This is a genomic window from Amycolatopsis sp. NPDC098790, assembly GCF_044759945.1.
Taxonomy (GTDB): Bacteria; Actinomycetota; Actinomycetes; order Mycobacteriales; family Pseudonocardiaceae; genus Amycolatopsis.
In genome coordinates this window covers 99,898-117,994 of record NZ_JBIWAI010000010.1, presented here as the reverse complement: position 1 = coordinate 117,994, position 18,097 = coordinate 99,898, and the positions used below count along the sequence as shown (strand labels likewise).

Below are 18,097 nucleotides of genomic sequence, written 5' to 3'. Positions count from 1 at the left end.
CCGCAACCGGGAAGACGTCGACGGCGGTGCGCGCGGAAGACGATGTCCCACGCCGCTGCCGCGGCTCGTTTCCCCGCCCCGGAACAGGAATGGGCCTTTCATGCGAGAGTTTCGAATCGACATCCCCGAGGCCGAGCTGACGGACCTGCGCCGGCGCCTGGAGCGGACCCGGTGGCCGGCCGAGCCCGCCGGGATCGGCTGGGAGCGCGGCGTGCCGGCGGCTTATCTGCGGGACCTGGCCGAGTACTGGCGCACCGGGTTCGACTGGCGCGCGGCGGAGCGGGAGCTCAACCGCCACCCGCAGTTCGTCACGGAGATCGACGGAGCGAACGTCCACTTCGTCCACGTGCGCTCCCCGGAGCCCTCGGCGGTGCCGCTGCTGCTCACCCACGGCTGGCCGGGCGGGGTCGCCGAGTTCCTGGACCTCGTCGGGCCGTTGACCGACCCGCGGGCGCACGGAGGCGACCCCGCCGACGCGTTCCACCTCGTCGTGCCGACCGTGCCCGGGTTCGGGTTTTCGGGGCCGCTGACGGAAACCGGTTGGGGCACACAGCGAGTCGCCCTCGCGTGGGCGGAGCTGATGCGCCGCCTGGGCTACGACCGCTACGTCGCGCAGGGCGGTGACGCCGGTTCGGTCATTTCACTGGCCTTGGCCAGGGTCGCCCCGGAGCACGTCCTCGGCGTGCACGTCAACATGCTCATGACCTTCCCGTCCGGTGACCCGGCGGAGCTGGCGGGGCTGGCCGAGGCGGACCTGGCCCGGCTCGGCCGGATGTCCCGGTTCGACACCGAGCTCTCCGCGTACATGAAGCTCCAGTCGACGCGACCGCAGACGCTTTCCTACGGGCTGACCGATTCCCCGGTGGGCCAGCTGGCGTGGATCGCGGAGAAGTTCCGCGAGTGGACCGACCCGGCGTCGGAGATCGACCGCGACCGGCTGCTGACGATCGTGTCGACCTACTGGCTGACCGCCACCGCCGGCTCGTCGGCCCAGCTGTACTACGAAGACGCGGACAGCCTGCGGGACATCGGCAAGGAAGGCGCGGCGGCGGTGCCGCCGGTCACCGTGCCGGTCGGCGTGGCGGTCTTCCCGCACGACATCCTGCTGCCGATCCGCCGGCTCGCCGACCGGGATCTGCCGTCGATCCGGCATTGGAGCGAGTTCGACCGCGGCGGCCACTTCGCCGCCCTCGAGCAGCCCGAGCTCCTGGCCGAGGACATCCGCGCCTTCGCCCGCGGGCTCAAGGACGAGCCGGCGGGCTCCTGACCGGCACCGCAACGGGCGAGACGCCCGCCCGGCCGCGACCTTGGAATCTGGACTGACCGGCCCGGGCGGGTGGATCGAGAGCAAAGGAGTCCCACGTGGGCGAATACCTGGGAAAGACAGCCGTCGTCCTCGGCGGCGGGATGGCCGGACTGCTCGCGGCGCGGGTGCTTTCCGAGTCCTACGAACGCGTCCTGATCGTCGACCGCGACGAGCTCGTGGGGGTGCGCGGCCCGCGGCGGGGTGTGCCGCACGGGCGCCACGCCCACGCGTTGCTGGCCCGCGGTCAGCAGATCCTCGAAGACCTCTTCCCCGGCCTGGCCGCGGAGCTGGTCGGTGCGGGGATCCCGGCCGGCGACCTGGCCGGCAACCTCCGCTGGTACTTCAACGGGCAACGCCTGCGGCAGAAGGAGTCCGGGCTGCTGAGCGTCTCGGCCACCCGCCCGGTGCTCGAGGCGCACGTGCGCGACCGGGTGCTCGCGCTGTCCGGTGTGGAGCTTCGGGAGCGGACGGTCATCCAGGGCCTGACGGCTTCGGCCGACGGTTCCCGGGTGACCGGCGTCCGGCTCGTCGCCGGCGACGACACGGAGGTGCTGACGGCCGACGTCGTCGTCGACGCCACCGGTCGCGGGTCGCGGACGCCGGCCTGGCTCGAGGAGCTCGGTTACCCGCGGCCCGCCGAAGACCGGGTGAAGATCGACCTCGCCTACACGACCCGGCACTACCGTCTCCGCGACGACCCGTACGGCAGCGACCTGTCGATCAACCCCGTCGCCTCGCCGGACAACCCGCGCGGCGCGTTCTTCCCCAAGCTGAGCGACGGCACCTCGATGCTTTCACTGACCGGCTTGCTGGGCGACCACCCGCCCCGGGACGACGAAGGCTTCCTCCAGTTCGTGAAGACCCTCGCCGCACCGGAGATCTTCGAGTCGGTGCAGAGCGCCGAGCCGATCGACGAACCGGTCACCTTCCACGTGCCCGCCAGCGTCCGCCGCCGCTACGAGCGGCTCGCGAGGTTCCCGGAGGGGCTGCTCGTCATCGGGGACGGCGTCTGCGCGTTCAACCCGGTGTACGGGCAGGGTATGACGGTCGCGGCGATGGAAGCCGCCGCGCTGCGCGACCACCTCGCCGAGGGTTCGGTGCGGCCGCGGCGGTTCTTCCGGGCGATCTCGCCGATCATCGACACGCCTTGGGACACCTCGGCGAGCGCGGACCTGGCGTTCCCCGGCGTGGAGGGCAAGCGGACGCTGAAGGTGCGGATGGGCAACGCCTACATCTCCCGGCTCCACACGGCCGCGACGCGCGACGCCCGGTTCACCGAAGCGTTCTTCCGCGTGGCCGGCCTGATCGACCCGCCGCAGGCGCTCATGCGCCCGGGCATGGTGCGTGACGTGCTGCGCGCTTCCAAGGGGGGAACTCCGGCCGAGGACGGTTCCCACCGTTAGACCCGGGTACGACGACGGCCCCGGCGGCGGATCGCTGCCGGGGCCGTCGCGTGCCCGGAGTCACTTGAGGACGGTGTAGTGCAGGTGGGTCACCTCTTTGCCCTCCCGCACGATCGGGTCGCTGAGCATGGTGTGCCGGCCGGTGAGGTTGGCGAGCAGCGGGACGCCTTCGCCGAAGAGCACCGGGACGAGGGAGATCCGGAGCCCGTCGAGCAGGCCGGCGTTGAGGCACTGCTGGGCGATGCTGGCGCTGGCGATGGCGACCCACCCGTCGTCGCCGGCCACTTCGCTCGCCTGCTTCACGGCCGATTCGACGCCGTCGGTGACGAAGCTGTACGGCGAGTCCTCGCGTGGCCAGCCGTCGGGCACCGAATGGGTGACGACGAACAGCGGCACGCCGGCCGGGTGGTTGCCGCCCCACCCGTGGGCGTAGTCGAACAGGGTGCGGCCGCAGATGAGGGACTTGACCTTGACGAAGCCCTCGCGCAGGTGCTCGGCACTGGCTTCGGTGGTCTTGTACTGCCACCTCGGGTCCTTGCTCGGTACGTCGACGTGGCCGTTCTGGAACCAGTCGAAGAGCGGGCCGACGCTGTCGTCGAGGTTGGCGATGAAGCCGTCCAGCGACATCGAGACGTCGGCGATGACGGTGGCCATGGGCTGCTCCTGAAACGCTCGGGTGACGGCGGATGCCGGCCATCCGCCCCTTGCCCGCCCAGCTTCGCGGCCGTCGGTGAGCGCGGCAACTCCCAGTGTGCTCGCTCGATCACTCCACGCGCCGGGCAGGCGGAAAACCCGGCTCGGAAGCTCCGAGCCGGGTCCGCGGGTCCGGTCGTCAGGCCGCCTGCTCCCGGCCGATCACCACGTCCACGAGCACTGCCCGCAGGTCGCTCATCAGGCCGACCACGGTGCTCTCGTCGAACATGTGTTTCGTGTACGCGACCTTGCCGAACATGCCGCCCTCGGGGTGCAGGTCGAGCTCGGCCAGGATGCCGTCGGGGATCTGCGAACCGACCGGCGTCGAGACCACCCGCCGGCGCACCGCCTCGAACCGGACCCCGGCGGCGGGCTCCGCTTCGACGCCGTGCTGGATGACCTGGAACGCGACCGGCGCCGCCTCCGGCACCGCCACGGCCGTCATCAGTTCGGGTGCTTCGCTGATCACCTCGGGGAAGGTCAGCTCGTTCGGGTAGGTCTTCAGGCAGGCCGTCCGGACGCGGGCCACGACTTCGCGGAACGTCGTGCACCCCCCGATGTCCGTGCGCAGCGGCGTGAAGTTGTAGAACACGCCCACCACGTCGAGCATCCACGTCGCCGGCCGTCCCGCGGTCAGGGTCGGCACGACCAGGTCGGTCTCCCCGGTGCGCTCGCGCAGCACGACGAGGAACGCCGCCAGCAGCACCATGAACGGCGAGCTGCGGGTCTCGCGCGCGAGGTCGAGGGTGGCCGTCCGGAACTCGTCCTCGAGCATGAACCGGTGCCAGCCCGTGACGTAGCCGTCGTGGGTCCGGGGCCGGTCGGTCGGCACCGGGGTCACCCGCGCCCCGTCGAGGTGCTCGCGCCAGAAGGCGCGGGCCCGCGCGGTGGCGGGGGTGCCGGCCTGCCGGCGCTGCCACGCCACGTACTCGCGGTACTGCGGGGCGGGTGGCAGGTCCGGCGTCTCGCCGGCGCCGCGAGCGGTGTAGCACCGCACCAGGTCCCGGAAGACGACCTGCAGTCCCCACCCGTCCACGATGGTGTGGTGGGCGACGAACACCAGGACCGCGTCTTCCGGGTCGAACCGGCCCAGCACGGCACGCAACCGCGGTGTCGTCGGGCCGATCGAGACGCTCTCTTCGACCTCGTTGATGAATTCCTCCGTGCGGACCTCCCGGCCGGCGGCGCCGGCGGTGAGGTCCCGGACGTCCAGGTCCGGCGACGCCGGCGGGCAGATCTCCTGGTACGGCTCACCGTCGTCGAGCACGATCCGCGTGCGCAGGGCTTCGTGCCGCTCGACGACGTCGTCGAGCGCCGCACGCAGCGCGTCCAGGTCGATCGGGCCGCGCACGCGCCACCCGGCGGCGAGGGTGTAGCGCGGGCCGAACGGGCCGCCCTCGCTCCCGTCGTCCATCATCCGCAGGAAGTCCAGCTGGAGGGAAAGGGGGACTCGCACGGTCCCGGTGTCCGATTCGCTCATCTTCGCCTCGTGCCTCAGCTCGCCAGCCGGGTCGGCTCGACCCAGTGGAACCCGTCCGGCGAGGGCACCAGGCCACCGTCGCGCACCGGCGTGACCTCGTCGACGTTCTTGCCCGACGCGGCCTGGATCTGCACGCGGTGCCCCTCCCGGGCCACCGAACGGATCAGGCTCGACTTCAGCAGCTCGTGGTTCTCGGCCTCGCCGCGGGCCCGCCGCTCGACCACGTCGGACAGCTCGGCGAACATCTGCTGCCGCTGGCTGACGTACTGCTCGGAGTCGACCAGGGCGACCTCGTTGGACGCGCCGCCGCCGACCAGCTCGACGAACGACTCGACGTGGGACGCCCCGCTCTTGGTGACCTTCTTCGCGCTCCAGAAGTAGGAGTTCTCGTCCTCGTGCATGTCGTAGAAGGCGACCAGGAAGTCGTGGAAGCGCGCGTACTCCATGCGGTACCGGGTCTCGAACTCGTCGAACGCGACCGTCTCGTCCACCTCGCCGGCGAGGGCGGTGTTCAACGACCGCGCGGCGAGCAGCCCGCCGTAGGTCGCCAAGTGCACGCCCTGAGAGAACACCGGGTCGATGAAGCAGGCGGCGTCGCCGGCCAGGACCATGCCGGGCCGCCAGAACTTCTCCTGGATGTAGGAGTAGTCCTTGCGGACGCGGACCTCGCCGTACGTCCCCTCGGTGACGCGCTGCGCGTCGGCCAGGTACTCGGCGATCAGCGGGCACTCCTTGATCAGGTTCTGCAGGGCCTGCTCGCGGTCGCCCTGGACCTTGTCCAGCTCCTCGGGCATCAGGACCGCGCCCACGCTGGTCAGCGTGTCCGACAGCGGGATGTACCAGAACCAGCCGCGTTCGAAGGCGACGGCCAGGATGTTGCCCTCGTTCGGCGCCGGCAGCCGCTTGCCGCCGGTGAAGTAGCCGAAGAGCGCGAGGTTGCGGAAGAAGTCCGAGTAGTGGCGCTTGCCACCGATCCGGCCGTGGATCCGGCTCTTGTTCCCGGACGAGTCGACCACGTAACGGCTGCGCACGAGGTGGGTCACGCCGGACTCGTCGGTGTAGCGCACCCCCGCGACCCGGCCGTCGTTCTCGATGACGTCCACGACGGACGCCTCTTCGCGCACCTCAACCTCCTTGCGGCGCGCGTTCTCCAGCAGGATCTGGTCGAACTTCATCCGCTCGACCTGGTAGGCGGTGGAGGCGCCGTCGACGAACTTCGAAGACAGTGAGAAGGAGAACTCCCACGGCTCGGGGTTCTTGCCCCAGCGGAAACTGCCGCCGCGCTTGATCGGGAAGCCGGCGTTCTTGAGGTCCTCGGAGACCCCGAGCAGCTTGCAGATCCCGTGGATCGTCGCCGGCAGCAGCGACTCGCCGATCTGGAAGCGGGGGAACTTCTCCTTCTCCAGCAGCAGAACCCGGTGGCCCTGCATGGCGACCAGGGTCGACACGGTCGAACCACAAGGGCCGCCGCCTACCACCACGACGTCGAACTCGGGGTCATTCTCGGTGCTCACGTCTCTCGTCCTCCCGTTCTGCGGGCAGGTCGGCGTGACCTGCCCGGCGCCCGGCCACGCCGCGCTCGCCACCGCGTCGGTGCGTTCCTCTGGCATCGTCACACGCCGGTGGGCCGCGAAGCTTCTCAAGAGCTGCGAAAGGTTCGCTGTGCCAAGGGTTTCCGCGCGCAAGCCTGAGGAAGACGCGGAGCGGCGGATTCCCGACGATGGGAGGACATCGAATCCGGAAGGGAGCACCCGATGGCCGAACAGGACGCACGCGCGATCGAACAGCGTGTCGAGGAGATCTGGCGGGATGTCCTCGGCGTGCCGGAAGACGGCGGGAACCTCACGTTCTTCGATCTGGAGGGCCAGTCGATCTCCGCCGTGCGCATCGTGGCCAGGGTCGAAGACGAGCTCGGGGTGCCGGTGGACGTCGGGATCCTCTTCGAAGACCCCGACCTGGCGACCTTCACCGCGGCCGTCGTGGCGGCCAAGAAGGGTGACGCGCAGGCCGCCTGATCCGGAGACCACCGCGCGGCCGCACCGGCCCCGGCTTCCCGACGTGGAGGCCGGGGCCGATCCGCGTCCGCGGTCGTGCCGGGCCGCGACGGAAGCAGGGCCCCTCCGCGAACGTTCGCGGAGGGGCCCTGCTTCCGTGCCCGGCTACCAGGTGACGGGGAACGAGTGCAGCCGCGACACGATGAAGTCGAACTCCCAGGGGATCTCGACGACGGGGATGGCCGGCCGCAGCGACGGGATCCGCTCGATCAGCGTCCGGAACACGATGTCCAGCTCGAGCTTCGCCAGGTTCTGGCCCATGCAGTGGTGCAGGCCGTGGCTGAACGCGAGCGCCCCGGTCGGCGGCCGCGTCACGTCCAGCTCCTCGGGGTGGGACGTGATCGCCGGGTCCAGGTTCGCCGCCGCGCAGCTGAGCAGGATGCCATCCCCCGCCTTGATGGTGTGCCCGGCGATCTCGACGTCCTCGGTGGCGACGCGCGACAGCTGCTCGACGAGGTTCACGTACCGCAGGATCTCCTCGATGGCGCCGGGGATCAGCGACGGTTCCGCGTGCAGCGTCTTGTACTGGCCCGGGGTGTCCAGCAGCGCCAGGGTGCCGAGCGAGATGGCCCCGGTGGTCGTCGCGGTGCCGGCCATCAGGATCGCCAGCGCCATCGCGACGAGCTCGTCGCGCGGCAGGTCGCCGGAGTGGACGTACTTGGCGATCATGTCGTCGAGCAGGCCGGTGCCCGGCGTGGTCTCCTTGGCGCGGATCAGCTGGTCCAGGTAGGCCGTGAACTCCTCCAGCGCCTCGTCCGCGTGCTCGGGGACCAGGAGGTTGCGCATCGGGCCCTGGAAGATGTCGTGCTCTTCGTAGGGCACGCCGAGGAACAGGCAGATCACCATCATCGGGATGGGCTTGGCGAAGATCGAGATGAAGTCGGCGCCGGGGCCCGCCTCCAGCAGGGCGTCGACGCGCTGGTCGACGATGCGCTGGATCTCGGGGCGGAGCCCGGCGATCCGGCGGACGGTGAAGCTGGGCAGCAGCATCTTGCGCTGCCGGGTGTGCTCCGGCGGGTCGACGCCGAAGAGCACCTCCGGGAACCCGCCCTCGACCTCGCGCGCCATCTCGCGCGTCGCCCGCATGTGGAGCAGGCTCTCGTCGATCACCGGGTAGTTCGGGAAGGTCGACAGGCTGGACATCCGGGGGTCGGCCAGCAGCGCGCGCACCTCCGCCGGGCCCGACACGAACCAGGAGACTTTGCCGTCGTAGAGCCGGACCTTGCTGATCGGCCCGGCTTCGCGGAGCGCGGCCGTCTTGGCCGACGCCTTGTGCGGGCACTCCCGCTGGAGGGGGTAGTGCGGCAGGTCCGCGTTGTCTGCCGCAGGTTCGACTGTCGCGGTCATGACCGTCCTCTCGTGCTGAGCGGGAATTCCCGTGGCCCGGCGTCCGGTGGGCGCCGCCGCCACGCCGGCGCGGGCCCGCGACCCGAGCTGCTCGCCGGCCCGGACGTCCGTTCCCAGGCTAGGTTTTCGCGTGCCGGAGCGCGTCTCCCCGAGTGCTGCGCGGTGGTCCTCCGACGCGAAGGGAGCCGCGCCCGGGTTTCCACCCGGGCGCGGCTCGACGGGACCCTCCCGGACTACGCGGCGCTGGCGCGCGCGGAAGCGGCGCCGTAGTACTGCGCGACGGCGTGGAACGACTCCTTGAACTCCCGGCGGTAGGCCGAGTCGTGGTCGAAGTGGTCGTCACGCACGGACTTGACGAGGCTCATGCTCGCCATGTCGAGATCGTGCTTCGGGTCGGCGGAATGCGGGTGCGTCGGGTGGACGAGGTCCGCCGGCGCGACCCCGTGGACGCCCGCCTCCTCGAACAGGCCGAGCATCTTCCGGTAGTAGGCGGCCTGCTCGCCTTCGTCCCGGACGAAGCCGTCCAGCACGGTCGGCGGCTCCTGGGTGCGATCCACGATGTCCCAGTTGAAGAAGCCCTTCCGCTCGGCGCCCCGGTAGCTCCCGACGCCGAAGCCCGCGATGAGGACCGGCTTGCCGTGCGCGCGGAACCGCGCGAGCTCGGCGAGGTGCTGTTCGGGGGTGAGTGCGGCCGGGTTCAGGAACAGGGCGATCCCGACCAGGTCGAACGGGGTCCAGTCGACCTGCTCCCACGCGGGACCCGAGTACGACAGCTCACCGCGGAAGGCCCCGCGGGCCGCCGCGGCCGCCCGGCCGAGGAAGGCGTTGAGCCGCGGAGCGGACTCCGCGATGATCTCCTTCGCCTGCGGGGTCAGCGGTTTGCCCACCCGGACGCCGAACCGCATCTCGCCTTCGAAGTAGATGGCGAACATGCGCTCGAGGTAGGAGTCGCCGGGCATGATCCCGTTGGTGAGGATCGAGTGCTCGGTCCCCACCGTCAGGCTGACGTCCCCGCCGTTGGTCCGCAGGTCTTCGGCCAGCCGCGCGACCCCGGCGATGTGGTCGATCACCTCGTCCTGTCCGTGGTTGGCCAGCCGGGGGTCGAGCCGGACGTGCAGGCCGCGATCGAGCGCCGCGGTGGCGGTCTCGGTCAGCCGGCCGAAGTCGCTGCCGTAGACGGTGATGCAGTTGGCGTTCAGGCGGTCGCTGACCAGACCGACTTCCGCCTCCATGAGTTCGGTGTTCCAGACGTTCCGGGACAGGTCGCCCTGGTACGTCGAGTAGGTCGAGCCGGTGTCGTAGCCGACGCCGCGGTAGGCGAACCCGCCGCCGTCCTGTCGCTGGGGCATGGTGCTTCCTCTCTCCGCTGCCGAAATCACGGGCCTCAGACCTCGGCCTGCCCGCAGAACCAGTCTTTGCGGTCCGGCGCCTGGACGGCGCCCGCGGCGGCCGCACCGCCTGCCGCTGCCGCGCCGCCTGCTGCGGCACCGTAGTTCTTCTTCCCTGCGTTGTCCCGGGCGAAGAACACGTTCCGACCGAGGTCGTGGCGCGCGACGTCGGTGTTGCGCGCGATCACGTCGGCCAGTGACGAGCGGTAGTCGATGTTGTAGGCCCGTCGGACGAAGCGCAGCAACGGGTTGTTCTCGTAGAAGAACCGGTCGCCGTCGCGCATGTCGGTGAACTGCTTGCGCCAGATGGCGAGCTGGAGCTCGCCGAACTCCCGGCCCGGCAGGTGCTGCTCGCAGACCATCCCGGCGAACGCGTCCACGTCGTCGATCCGGCCGCCGTAGACGGCCTTCAGCCGGGCGGCGAGCGGCGTGCGGCGCCTGCCGTCGACCGCGTTGTCCGCCTCCTTGGTCGTCGGACGGCCGTGGATGTCCCGGAGCGCGACCCAGTCCAGGCTGGCCGGGTCGTCGATCTCCTTGCCGGGGGTCAGCTTCGGGTCGGCGGGCCAGTCCTCCGAGTCCTCGCCGGTGATGTCGCGGAACGACGTCTTCGGCCGGAGCCCGTACGCGCGGCGGATGTCGTTGTACCGCGGGAGGCCGTGGTCGCGCCCGCGGCCGATGTCGACCGCGGCGAGGTCGTTCATGACCTGCTTGCCCGGCGTGAACGGGGCGACGAGGCTGCGGATCAGGTTGCTGATGTTGGAGTCGTTCCGGCACATCGGCTTCAGGCCGACGCCCTGCAGCATCGGGCCGAGCTCGAGCCGCTCGATGAGATCGGGCTGGAAGAACGTGCGGTACCCGTGCGGCGCGATGATCTCGACCTTGTCGCCGTGGTAGTTCACGGTGATGCCCAGGGTCTTCAGCCAGGCGACGGTGTCCTGGTCGTATCGGCGCGCCTCGGTTTCGACGGTGAGCGCGTTGTTGATCATGCTGTGCGCCCGGTAGCCGATCGTGGCGAACTCGTTCGTGGCACCGACGTCGACCGACGGCCGGTAGCCGGTGTAGCGGGGCAGGCGCACACCCAGGGCGGGAAGCCATTCCTCGTAGGTGATCCACTGCTGCGTGGCGACGACCACCGCGCGGGCGATCTGGAACTTGTCCTCGTCGGACAGCTCCTTCGGGAGGCGGTCGACGATCCGGTTGTGCTCGCGGGCGAACAACGTCTGCGTGGCGAGCAGCATCGGGTTTTCGTTGGCGCGCTGATCACCGGCAACGGCCGCGAGACCGGGGTCCGGCATCGCGCCGTACACCATCGACGGCGCGGCGGCCTGGTTCCCGCGGCTGTTGCGCCTCGGCAGGTAACCGTTCTCCTTCATGAACAGCCTGGGGCCGGAGTGCAGCGGGTTGCCGTCCGCAGGCCCTTCCCGCAACCAGCTCAGCCGGACATCGGAGTTGCCGTAGACGGCGGCCGCGTCGATGTAGGAGCTGATCTGGTTGACCTGCTCGCGGGGGTTCGTCACGCCGCTGTCCGGGCCCGGGATGGACCGGTTCATCAGGACGGCCCCGAGCGCGTTGGGGAACTGCTCCAGGGGCGCGTTGTCGTCGGTCGGGATGTCGGCGTTCTCGCCGTCCTCACCGGTTTGCCGCCGCCCGAGGCGCAGCGCGAAGGTGTGGTCGAGGAACTGGCCCCAGACGAAGCCCCACATGCTGATGTTGCGCGGCGAGTAGAGCGTCACGCCGACGTCGTTGAAGATGCGGTTGCTGATCCAGCGTTCGTTGGGACCGTCGAGCATCTGGGACTTGCCGTCGGGGTAGGCGGGTGGTGCCACCCGCGGGTAGTTCGTCATCGCGGCACCCCACTCCGGGTGCTGCTTGTTGTTGCCTTCCCCGGTGATCGGCGCGGTTTCGTAGACGTCGAGGACGAGCCGTTCGCCGCCTTCGGCTTGGGCTGCGTCGGCCGTACCGGTGTTCCTCGCCGCGCCGAGCACGCCGGCCGCGGCCACGAGCCCGAGCGTCGTCTTCCCGAAACCCCGCCGCGAAACGGGTTTGTTCGTCGAGATGTCGTCGAGGTCGCTGTCATCGCTGTGTGGAGCCGGCATTGTACTCTCTTTCTCGCGTTCTTCGGAGGGACGCCGATACGCCGCGACGCAACGGCCGCGCCGGTTCCGGGGCTCCCGCCGTACCGCCCGGCGGCCGCACCGGGAAACGGCGCGGCACCGGATTCGCCGGCGGGAAAGAGTTCGCCCTCGCGGTCACCGACGGCACCGTTCACCGCCGCATGCCCCGGCGCGCCGTCTGCCGGGTACTGCCCGGCCGTTCCCGTGAGCTCTTCCCGAATCGGTCACATCTGTTCGCAGGAGTACCGAAGCCGGTTCCGCGATGGACCTCGGCTTTGCCGAGTTCCTCGCACCCCAGACGGTCCCGGTGCCGGCGTCGCTAACCCTGGACGCCACCATCGTCCCTCGGCACAGGCCCCGCATCTTCGGTGTTGCGGTGGGGCACCGGGGAAGGGTCCGGCGTGGTCGGACGAGGTGACGGGGCCGTCCGAAGTGGAACGAACAGGCACAATCCAGCAATCGCGGCACGCCTTCGACGTTGCTCGTTCCCTGTCTTGCGCCGGGGGAGCGGTCCTGCCGCAACGGGGGAGATGAGGCACCGGCCCGATGGGGCGGACGATACCGCCGTGCGGGTACGCCGGCCGGCTGCCCCCGCACGACGACCGGGAGCTCGCCCCGCCCGGGCGCCACCGACCGGAATGAGGAGCCTCGATGCGCGTCCTGTTCACCCCGTACCCCTCGTTGGCCCACCTGTGGCCGATCGCCCCGCTCGCGTGGGCGTTGCAGAACGCCGGGCATGAAGTACGGGTGGCTTCCCAGGCCCGTTTCGCCGACGCCATCGTGAAGACGGGCCTGACGCCGGTCCGGCTGGGCGACCCGGACGCGAACGAGCCACGCATGCGCGACGACGCGCGGCAGCCCGCATCGCCCGAGGAGGTCCTCCGCTACGCCGACGCGCTCGGCCTCACCGCCGCCGAGCGCGAGCTGTGGATCATCTTCTTCCAGTACCTGCTGAACCCGACGTCGGACTACCTCCGCACCGACCTCCCGGAAGCCGGCGACCTCGTGGCGTTCGCCGAGGCGTGGCGGCCCGACCTGGTCGTCTGGGACGCCACGTTCGCGTCCGGTGCGGTGGCGGCCAAGGTGTGCGGTGCCGCGCACGTGCGCTTGCTGCTCGGGCCGGACATCTTCGGGTTCAGCGTGGACAAGCTGGCCGAACGGGCCGCGGAGCTGCGCGCGGCGGGCCTGTCGGAGAATCCCCTCGCCGATGTCCTGCGTCCGCTGGCGGAGCGCCACGGCGTCGAAATCGACAACGAGCTGCTGGTCGGTCAGTGGAGCGTCGATCAGATGCCGACCGGCCTCAACCCGCCTCTGGCCGCGAAGACCATCCCGATGCGGTTCATGCCGTTCACCGGTGCCGCCGCAGTTCCGGAGTGGCTGTACGAGAACCCGGAGCGCCCGCGGATCGCGCTCACCCTCGGCGAGTCGACCCGCCGCTTCGTTCCCGGCGACGCCCGGCTCCCGAAGATCCTCGAGGCGTTGTCTACTTTGGACGTCGAAGTCGTCGCCACCCTGAACGAGCTGCAGCTGCAGGGCATCGAGGAAATCCCGGCCAACGTCCGCGTGCTCGACTGGGTGAACCTCACCCAGCTCCTGCCCACCTGTGCGGCGATCATCCACCACGGAGGCATGGGCACGACGGCGGCGGCGATCGCGTTCCGGGTGCCGCAGCTGATCCTCGACACGGAGGAGTCGGTTCTGATGCGCCAGGTCCGCGACACCACCCCGGCGGCGGGCAGTTTCCAGGTGGGCAAGGAGTTCGGGGTCCGCGAGGAGACCGAAACCGAAACGACCCAGTGGGTCCTTCCGGAAAAGAAGGTCGAGGCGACGCGCAACGCCAACTACCTGATCGCCCGCGGAGCCGGAGCCCGGCTCGACCACCAGACCCAGACCGCGGACGAGATCGCGAAGGTCATCCTGCAGGTGGTGACGGATCCGGCGTACCGCGAGGGCGTCGACAAGGTCCACGCGATCTGGGACGCGATGCCCAACCCGTCGGAAGTGGTCCCGGCCCTCGAGCGCATCGCCGCGCGGCGCTGACCGGTCCGGCGGAGCCGTCGCGAGCGAAGGCTCCGCCGGCCCACCGGGTGTCCTGCGTCGTTTCGGCTCAGAGGCGGCGGCTGTCCCCTGCGGAAGCAGCCGCCTCGCCGGGCGTCTCGGCTTTACGTCGTAACCCGCAAGCGCTTCCGAAAGTCGTGCGTGCGGCTGTGCTTGTGCCTCGCCGCAGATGGCCGGCCGGTTCGCTGACGTCGACAATGGCCGCATTCGCCGCGCGGGAGGCTGAGTTGCCGTCCGTTTCGGCGTCGACCGCAGTCGCGCAGCTCGGTGAGGATCGCCCGACGGCAGCATGGCGTCCGCCCGGCCCGGCCCGGGCCGGCTCGGCCTGGCCTGGCTCGGCCTGGCCTGGCCTGGCTCGGCTCGGCCTGGCTCGGCCCCGCCCGGTCTGGCTCGGCCCGGCTCGGCCCGGCCCGGCTCGGTCCGGCTCGGTCCGGTTCGGCTCGGCCTGGCCCGGCTCGGCCTGGCCCGGCTCGGCCTGGCCCGGCTCGGCCTGGCCCGGCTCGGCCTGGCCCGGCCCGGCCCGGTCTGGCTCGGCCCGACTCGGCGGTCCGGTTCGGCTCGGCCCGACTGGGTCGGTTCGGTTCGGTTCGGCTCAGTCGATCCGGCACGGTCTCCGGGCCTACAGCCGCCCGGTCTCTAGACCTGCCGACGAGGCGGTAGGGCTATGCGTCTGAGCGCCGCGCTCGTCACACAGCTCGCCGAGGCTGCTTGGCCGGCCCCGGCTGACGAGCTGGCCGTGGAGAGGCCAAAGCGCGACTTGCGCCCGTCGCTGCCTTCCGGTGGCCGCCGCCCGCCCGAGGCGGTCGCACGGTCAGGCACTCGCGGGTTTCCGAACACCTCCCCGCAGCCATCACGTCGGCGCTCAGGCGGCGTCCGATGTGGATGCAGGCCCGTCGGTGGCCGGCTGCTCGGGCGCGGGTGCGCGTGCGGCGCGTTCGGTCAGGTGCCGCAGCTTCGTCAGGTGCCGCCGGACGAGCCCTGCCCGCCGGGCTTCGTCGAGGGTGGCGCGCGTGACGCGGTTGGCCCGCCGCCGCCGATGGCGTCCGCTTGGTTCTTGGTGGTCCACGGTGTGGTACGCCTCCTTCGTAATTCGCTCGATCGGGTGGTCTTTCGCGCGCGGGCCGCACTACGCGTGTCATAGCTGGGCGTGGCGGCTCGGATGCGCCTCGCCGTTGGTAACAAGGTTGTCTCGGGATGGGCTCGGTCAGAACCGTTGGGCCACCTGGCCGCTCGCACGATGCGACTTCCGGAGTCCGCCGGCGCGGACGACCGTCCAAAGTGGGGGTAGGCGCGCGGCGCCGGAAGAGGGCCCCGACGTGGGGCCGGTCATGGATGTTCAGGGGGCGTCGTGCGCAGCCGCGCACGACGTCTTCCCTGGTGGCGCCCCCGGCAGGACTCGAACCTGCGACCTAGAGATTAGAAGGCTCTTGCTCTATCCAGCTGAGCTACGAGGGCCCGCGCCGACGGCTGCTGCCGGCAACCCGGCACTGGCAGCTTAGTCGTCGCCATCCTCTCGATCGTTCGACACCGGCGAATCGTTTCAGGTCTCGTTCGACGGAATTCGGAAGTTCGGGGGAAGCGGCGTCGACCGGGTGGTGTAGACCTCCTTGAGTGTCGGGTGCGGTGCTGAGGGTGACCGAACGGGCTTCCGGACGGGCCCCGAACCTGTAATCTGGCGATCAGAAGGCTCTTGCTGTGTCCAGCCCGACCACGCTCGCCCGCACGTCACTGCGGCCGGGCAGGCAGCGCCGCGAGCGTCCGCACGCCGCTGCCTGCCCGCCGCGGCGGGCGGCGCGGTGGTCTCTCACCTGCGGTTTTGCGGTGCCTGTGTATGGTGTTGCACTGTTCGAAACGCCGGTTGCCGACGGCGGCGCGCCCCGTCAGGACTCGAATCTGCGACCTAGAGATCAGAAGGCTCTTGCTCCGGTTGGGTGCGGTGGCCAGGGGCACCTGGCCTGCGCCGCGCGGGCGGGCAGCGCGGTGGTTGGTTGGGGCTGAGGTGGGCCTTCCGTGGGCTTGCCTGGCGTGGTTGCCAGACCTGACGGCTGGGGAGGACCAAGAAGCCCGGCTGGCCGCCCCAGGGCCGCGTCGGACCCCGCCACGGCCTCTGAAGTCGCCCGGTGGGTGTGACGCGGCTGGTGGTCGCTTTGGGAAGCCCGTGGGCGCGCCCCGCCGCTGGGGCGCGCCCACGGGGTGGGGCCGCTTTCGGGGGAGCGGCCCCGGTCGGGTCCGGCCGCCGCCGCGAGCCGGCTCCTCCCTTGGAGCGGACGGCGGTGCGGGCCCGGGTCGGTGGTGGGCTGTGGTGACGTGGGTCTGGTTTTGGTGGGCTGCGGGGTGCGGGCCGGGTCGGCCGGCTGTGCCGAGGGTGGGTTCGGGTCACTGGGCGCCGCGGTGCTGACCCCGGTCGGTTGGCTGGGGCGAGGTAGGTCTGGGTCGCCTGTCGAGCGGTACGGGCCCGGGTCGGTGGGTTGAAGTGAGATGGCCTGGGTCAATGAGCTGCCGTGCCGGCCGGATCGGCGGGTTGCGTTGAGGTGGTCCGGGTCAGTAAGGGTGCGTTGGCCTGGGGCCGGTTCGGTGGCGTACCTCGTGCCGCCTGGGCGGCCTCACTCCCAGAGCTGGATCCCGCGGACCAGGAACGGAGCGTCCGGCACGAACGTGCCTCCACCCGGGTACGTGACGAAATCCCCCTCCGTCGAGCATTCGTCGCTCTGGTACACCGTCACGTCCCGCGTCAGGAGATTCGCGAACGACGATCCTGCGAATCCCTCGGGCAACGGAATGCATTCCCCCGGATTCGCCGTGCGCAAGTCGAATCGGGAGATCTCGCCGCCGTAGTCGTTCGCCGACCACAGGCAGAATTCGCCCTTCTGACATCCCGGATCGGACGCGGCCTGAGCGGTTCCGACACTGGTCAAGAGCCCCAGCGTGGCCAGGATCAGCAGGTGCGGCAAGCGGGCGCGGAAACGGCGTGCGGACATCGTGGATTTCCCCTCTGGATTCGCGGCTTGCGGGCCGCGGTGAACTGGTGATTCCAGATTGGCGGGCGGGGGAAGATTTGTCAGCCCGCGATTTCGGATCTGTGGACAGGTCGGCGGGCGGGGAGCGGTTGTCCACAGATCCGCGAACGGTCTTGCGGACGACCGGACACGGTGCTACGCGGGACCAGAGCTACACGAACCCGTGCTGCCCCGCACCACCAGCGAAACCGGCACCTCGGCGGCGGCAGGCACCGAGCCACCGCCCAGCAACCGCAGCACCAGCTCCCCGGCGATCCGGCCCTTCGCCGCCGAGTCCTTCCGGACCGTCGTCAACGGCGGCGACGACCACGACGCCGGCGGGCTGTCGTCGAACCCGGCCACCGAAAGCTCCTCCGGCACGCGGATCCCCAGCTGACACGCCGCCGCGAACACCGCCAGCGCGAGCTGGTCGGACATGCACAGCACCGCCGTCGGCCGCGGCGTCGCCCGCAGCAGCGCGAACGCCCCCGGCAACGCGCTCTCCACGCTGAGCCCCGCCGTTTCCTCGACAGAAACGAAGCCGGCGCCAGCGAATCCAGGTACCCGGCCAGGCGCTCGCGCGTGTCGCGGAACGAAGCAGAAGGCGCGGCCGAAACAGCCAAAGCGCCCCCACCAGGCGTAACCCGGCTGCAAGCCGCGAAGATCCCGACCCTCCGGTGCCCCAGCGACACGACGTGCCGCGCCGCCAGCGCCGCCCCCTCCCGGGCGGCGCAGCCCACCCGCGCCGAGCCCGGCAGCAGCGGCTGGTCGATTACCACCAGCGGCAACCCCCGCGTCCGCACCGCGTCCGCACCGCGTCCAGCGCCGGGGCGCCGTCGGCCAGCGAATACGCCACCGCGATGTCGGCCTGGGCGGTCAGCACCCGGTCAGCGGGCGGCCCGCCGGAAGCACCGCCCGGCAGGAGCAGCACCGCGTGTGGATCGACCACGCGGGCCAGCGCGTCCAGCGTCAGCGACGCGGAATCGGAAAACGCCGCCGACAACGTCATGTCCAGCAGCACCGCGACGGCCCAGGTCCGGCTCGTGGCGAGGGTGCGCGCGGTCGGGTCCGGGCCGGCGCAACCCAGCGAAGCGGCCGCCCGCAGGACCTGCTCACGCAGCTGGGAAGACAGCCGGTTGTACGCGTTGGAGCCCGTGGCCCGCGGGACCCCCACGGCGGACGCGCCGTCGTCGAGCGTGGGACGGCGGCCGGTTCATCCGCGCAGTGCAGCCGTGGAGCGCTTCAGTCACGCTGGGAG

13 protein-coding genes, 1 tRNA gene and 1 pseudogene are annotated in these 18,097 nt (G+C 70.9%); 5 read left to right on the top strand and 10 right to left on the bottom strand.

All coding sequences use genetic code 11. From position 1 onward, the window contains the following. The first annotated feature begins 100 nt into the window (after window positions 1-100). Entirely contained in the window at window positions 101-1,267 is a 1,167-nt protein-coding gene (locus tag ACIQWX_RS48215; protein ID WP_400886458.1) for an epoxide hydrolase family protein, read from the top strand. 95 nt (window positions 1,268-1,362) lie between these two features. After that, window positions 1,363-2,709, top strand: a complete 1,347-nt coding sequence (locus ACIQWX_RS48210; RefSeq protein ID WP_400886455.1) for an FAD-dependent oxidoreductase — start codon at window positions 1,363-1,365, stop codon at window positions 2,707-2,709. A gap of 60 nt (window positions 2,710-2,769) precedes the next feature. Here ACIQWX_RS48210 and ACIQWX_RS48205 read toward each other — a convergent pair whose 3' ends face one another. The 3 genes from ACIQWX_RS48205 to ACIQWX_RS48195 form a co-directional block, all read right to left on the bottom strand. Beyond that, entirely contained in the window at window positions 2,770-3,363 is a 594-nt protein-coding gene (locus tag ACIQWX_RS48205) for a dihydrofolate reductase family protein (RefSeq protein ID WP_400886454.1), read from the bottom strand. Window positions 3,364-3,541: 178 nt separating this feature from the next. Then, window positions 3,542-4,882, bottom strand: coding sequence for a condensation domain-containing protein (locus tag ACIQWX_RS48200; protein WP_400886453.1), 1,341 nt, complete (start codon window positions 4,880-4,882; stop codon window positions 3,542-3,544). Between the two features lie 14 nt (window positions 4,883-4,896). Continuing rightward, on the bottom strand, window positions 4,897-6,396 hold the full coding sequence (locus ACIQWX_RS48195) for a tryptophan 7-halogenase (protein WP_400886450.1): 1,500 nt from the start codon (window positions 6,394-6,396) through the stop codon (window positions 4,897-4,899). Window positions 6,397-6,636: 240 nt separating this feature from the next. On the opposite strand from ACIQWX_RS48195, the gene ACIQWX_RS48190 reads away from it, so the two are divergent. Further along, complete coding sequence (locus ACIQWX_RS48190) at window positions 6,637-6,897, top strand: phosphopantetheine-binding protein (protein WP_400886448.1); 261 nt, start codon at window positions 6,637-6,639, stop codon at window positions 6,895-6,897. Window positions 6,898-7,041: 144 nt separating this feature from the next. Here the strand turns inward: ACIQWX_RS48190 and ACIQWX_RS48185 are convergent, their stop codons facing one another. The 3 genes from ACIQWX_RS48185 to ACIQWX_RS48175 all read right to left on the bottom strand — a co-directional run bounded on the left by ACIQWX_RS48185 (window position 7,042) and on the right by ACIQWX_RS48175 (window position 11,767). After that, the gene (locus ACIQWX_RS48185; RefSeq protein WP_400886446.1) at window positions 7,042-8,283 is read right to left on the bottom strand and encodes a cytochrome P450; all 1,242 of its coding nucleotides are present in this window, start codon (window positions 8,281-8,283) and stop codon (window positions 7,042-7,044) included. Window positions 8,284-8,516: 233 nt separating this feature from the next. Next, window positions 8,517-9,632 carry a hypothetical protein gene (locus tag ACIQWX_RS48180; protein WP_400886443.1) on the bottom strand — a complete coding sequence of 372 codons (1,116 nt, stop codon included), beginning with the start codon at window positions 9,630-9,632 and terminating at the stop codon, window positions 8,517-8,519. Window positions 9,633-9,667: 35 nt separating this feature from the next. After that, window positions 9,668-11,767, bottom strand: a complete 2,100-nt coding sequence (locus tag ACIQWX_RS48175; RefSeq protein WP_400886441.1) for a peroxidase family protein — start codon at window positions 11,765-11,767, stop codon at window positions 9,668-9,670. Between the two features lie 669 nt (window positions 11,768-12,436). Between ACIQWX_RS48175 and ACIQWX_RS48170 the strand changes: the two genes are divergently transcribed. Together ACIQWX_RS48170 and ACIQWX_RS48165 are read left to right on the top strand one after the other, a co-directional pair. Next, window positions 12,437-13,825, top strand: a complete 1,389-nt coding sequence (locus ACIQWX_RS48170; RefSeq protein WP_400886439.1) for a nucleotide disphospho-sugar-binding domain-containing protein — start codon at window positions 12,437-12,439, stop codon at window positions 13,823-13,825. 307 nt (window positions 13,826-14,132) lie between these two features. Continuing rightward, window positions 14,133-14,483, top strand: coding sequence for a hypothetical protein (locus tag ACIQWX_RS48165; protein ID WP_400886436.1), 351 nt, complete (start codon window positions 14,133-14,135; stop codon window positions 14,481-14,483). Window positions 14,484-14,705: 222 nt separating this feature from the next. On the opposite strand, the gene ACIQWX_RS48160 is transcribed toward ACIQWX_RS48165, so the two are convergent. The 4 genes and pseudogenes from ACIQWX_RS48160 to ACIQWX_RS48145 form a co-directional block, all read right to left on the bottom strand. Further along, window positions 14,706-14,909, bottom strand: a complete 204-nt coding sequence (locus tag ACIQWX_RS48160; RefSeq protein ID WP_400886433.1) for a hypothetical protein — start codon at window positions 14,907-14,909, stop codon at window positions 14,706-14,708. A gap of 312 nt (window positions 14,910-15,221) precedes the next feature. Next, window positions 15,222-15,298 (bottom strand) — tRNA-Arg (locus ACIQWX_RS48155). Between the two features lie 1,148 nt (window positions 15,299-16,446). Continuing rightward, window positions 16,447-16,821, bottom strand: coding sequence for a peptidase inhibitor family I36 protein (locus tag ACIQWX_RS48150; protein WP_400886430.1), 375 nt, complete (start codon window positions 16,819-16,821; stop codon window positions 16,447-16,449). Window positions 16,822-16,995: 174 nt separating this feature from the next. Then, window positions 16,996-18,013: pseudogene (locus ACIQWX_RS48145) on the bottom strand (substrate-binding domain-containing protein). Between the last annotated feature and the right edge of the window lie 84 nt (window positions 18,014-18,097).